A 2,431-nucleotide genomic window follows, 5' to 3' on the forward strand; every position below is an offset into this window, starting at 1 on the left:
CGCATCGGCGCGGTTGGCGAGCCGCTTCAGCTCCGGTACGGGACGGTCGAGATCGGCCGGCCGGACGGTTCGACCCGGCTCGACTCCGGCAACAGCACGTACCTGACGACGGGTATCTACGTTGCGGTACCGATCACCTTCATTGCCGCGCATGAACCTCAGGCGCCCGCTTACGTCGCGATCCGCGACACCGAGGGCCGTGTCTTCGAGGCGGGATCGAACCGCAACCCGTTCTCGATAGGCGGCCAGGTGCAGGCGGGCATTCCGCGACATACCCAGGCGGCGGTGGAGCTGCCGGTGGACGCGGTGCCCGGCGCTCTTCTCGTGTTTGCGCTACAGCCGATCGACGAGAACCACCGGCGGGACGACGTGGCCGTCATCGACCTGGGCTTGACCGAGGCGGACGCGCAGGAGTGGGCAGCCGACGACGACGGCATCCGCGTGGAACCCGCCACCGAAGGGCTCGGCGAGCGCCCATGAGCAGGCAGGGCGCGGCCGGGCAGGGTCTGAGCGGGCAGGATGCGACCGGACAGAGTCTGACCGGGCAGGGATGGTGGCACCGCAACCGCTGGGGTCTTGTGGCCCTCCCGTTCGTACTGGCCGCGGCCCTCGTCGCCGCCTCCTATCAGGTGGAGGAGCAATGGTGGCTGGCTCGCCCGCGCGAGGCCGTCGACGCCGGCCAGGGCGTGTGGGTCGACTTCATCGACACCCGCTACGACCGCGGCGGAGACGTGCCGATCGAGGTGGCCGTGCGGCTGGTCGGCTTGGAGGAAGCGACCGAACCATTCGGCGGGGCCGGCGAGAGCATCCAGCTCCCGCCCGGGACGCGCGGGGTGGCCGTGGTTCTGGATCTCACCGCGGCTCCCGACGTGCCACTCGTCGGGTGCCGGCTCAGCGTGATCGGTGCAGACGGTACGGAATACGCCTACCAGTACGCGTCGCCGTCGATCAGCCAGGCCACGTCGCCGTGTGTCCCGCCCGACAATCCTGGCCCGGACCTCGAGCTGTTCGAGGGCACAGCCGGCCCTGACGACGGCTCGGACTCGGACAGCCGCCCTGAGCAGTTCAGCGTCGCGCCCGTCGTCGTGGTGCCGGCGGACACCGAGATCGTCGAGGTCCGGCTCGCCTGGGGCGCACCGCGCTATGTGGCGTTTCACGTGTCGTCGTGAGGGGTCACCCCAAAGGTGACGCGGCCTCGTACCTATGCGACCCGAGCGTCGGACGAGCTGCCACGGTCGAAGACCCAATCGATGGTGGCACCGAGCAGACACACCACGACCGTGGTTCCGATGGCATGCGACACCATCGCCATATGAGGTGAGAACGCCAGCATCGTTCCGAGCGGCATCGGCCCGAGGATCTCACGCCAGGCCAGGTTCAGTACGTGCTCCAGCCGCTGGGCCGCCATGAACGACACGGTGAACAGCGCTAGCGGCATCAGCCCGGCAAGCGCAAGCCGGCGCAGGCCGGCGCCGACGTCGCCGAACGGTTCGGTGACCGTCGACGTGAGCTCTTGGGCGGCGGCCCGGACCGGCTGCGGTACGCGGGTGGACAGCCGGTCATCCTTCCCAGCACGGTGGGCGGCCATGCGCCGCACCGGTTCGCCGAGCTCCCGGCCATACACGACGGCGCCGACGGCCAGCCATGCCAACGGAGCCACGATCACCGTGTCAACCGAGCCGATGAGCGCGACCATCCACGCCACCGCCCGGTTGATGGCGTCGGCCAGCGGTCCGGTCGCCGCGACCACGCCGTGCCACCCGTCGATGGCCATCTGCACCGCCGCGTTCTCCCGCAGCCACCTGAACGCGGCGCCCACGTGAGCGACGAGAGTACGAGCCAGGGTGGCCAGCCATAAGGCCTCGAGATAGGCGATGACCCACACCAGGCTGGTGATGCGACGGTGGTGGACCAGTGCGCTGAAGCCGAACCGCAGCACAAGCGCGACAGCCACCACCAGCATCGCCGCCCAGCCAGTGGCCAGAGCGGTCCGGTTCGGGTCGATCGTATCCGTGCCCAGCAGGACGTCGACGTCGAACATCTCATCGGCCACCGCGGTGTTGACGAAGCGGAAGACGTCGTCCTCGAGATAGCCGTACGACTCGTAGATCACCAGGAACGGCACGAGTACGCGGCCGATCGTCTGGGCTGCTCCCCCTGACGAGCCGACGGGCGCGCTGGGAGCCGCAGACACTGCGTCCGACACCGACACCGACGCCGTATCCGACACCGACACTGTGTTCGAGATCGACGCCGTATCCGACACCGAGCGGAGTGAATGACGCAACGCGTATAGCGCCGCGATCAGGGCGGACACGACCGCCAGCGGACCCAGCGCGAGAACGAGCACGCCCAGCGGGCCATGGATGTCGCTGAGCTCCACGGCCGCCCACAGGGCACCGTAGCGTCCAGCCTCTCCGGCGAGGAGGAT

Annotated in this window: 3 protein-coding genes; 2 read left to right on the plus strand and 1 reads right to left on the minus strand. The window is 69.2% G+C overall.

Annotation, left to right across the window (positions count from 1 at the left end; all coding sequences use genetic code 11):
- Together ELR45_RS36120 and ELR45_RS31710 are read left to right on the plus strand one after the other, a co-directional pair.
- Nucleotides 1-480: hypothetical protein (locus tag ELR45_RS36120; protein WP_165368274.1), on the plus strand; the 480-nt coding region annotated here is incomplete at its 5' end.
- The gene (locus ELR45_RS31710; protein WP_129669848.1) at nt 477-1,169 is read left to right on the plus strand and encodes a hypothetical protein; all 693 of its coding nucleotides are present in this window, start codon (nt 477-479) and stop codon (nt 1,167-1,169) included. The genes ELR45_RS36120 and ELR45_RS31710, both read left to right, overlap by 4 nt.
- A gap of 32 nt (nt 1,170-1,201) precedes the next feature.
- Here the strand turns inward: ELR45_RS31710 and ELR45_RS31715 are convergent.
- Nucleotides 1,202-2,431: hypothetical protein (locus ELR45_RS31715; protein WP_165368275.1), on the minus strand; the 1,230-nt coding region annotated here is incomplete at its 5' end.

This window comes from Phytoactinopolyspora endophytica, from assembly GCF_004138495.1.
Classification (GTDB): Bacteria; Actinomycetota; Actinomycetes; order Jiangellales; family Jiangellaceae; genus Phytoactinopolyspora; species Phytoactinopolyspora endophytica.

Coding starts and splice junctions, on each gene's coding strand:
- ELR45_RS31710 (WP_129669848.1), top strand. CDS start 477: ATGAGCAGGCAGGGCGCGGCCGGGCAGGGTCTGAGCGGGCAGGATGCG.